Raw genomic sequence first — 405 nt, 5'->3', positions numbered from 1 at the left:
CAGCACCGCCGCCCCCGACCGCACCACACCCGGATGCACCACACCCCCCGCCAACGCCTCCACACCCGCCAACAGCTCCGCGCGATCACCGCCCACCACCACCGCCCGACACTCAAACACCGACCGCGTCGCCACCAACGACCACCCCACATCAACCGGCAACAGCCCGGACACACCCCCCACCCGCTCAGCCAGAGCGGCAGCCTGCCCCCGCAACGCCTCCACACTCCGCGCCGAAAGCACCCACGAGACGGTGCCCACGTCGGAGGAGACCGGCTGCGCCTCCGGCCCGTCGTCCACAGGGGCCTGCTCGATGATCACATGGGCGTTGGTGCCGGAGGCGCCGAACGAGGACACCCCGGCCCTGCGCAGCCGCTCACCGCCAGGCCACTCCACCGGCTCGGT

The 405-nt window shown here is 72.6% G+C and carries 1 protein-coding gene; it reads right to left on the bottom strand.

The annotated features are described in order from the left end of the window. Positions 1 to 405, bottom strand: a 405-nt coding sequence (locus VT50_RS37875) for a ketoacyl-synthetase C-terminal extension domain-containing protein (protein WP_143645393.1), incomplete at both ends; no start/stop codon positions are given.

It is taken from the genome of Streptomyces antioxidans (genome assembly GCF_000968685.2).
Taxonomy (GTDB): Bacteria; Actinomycetota; Actinomycetes; order Streptomycetales; family Streptomycetaceae; genus Streptomyces; species Streptomyces antioxidans.
Note: the sequence above shows the minus strand (reverse complement) of the source record. Positions and strands in the feature narration are given on the sequence as shown.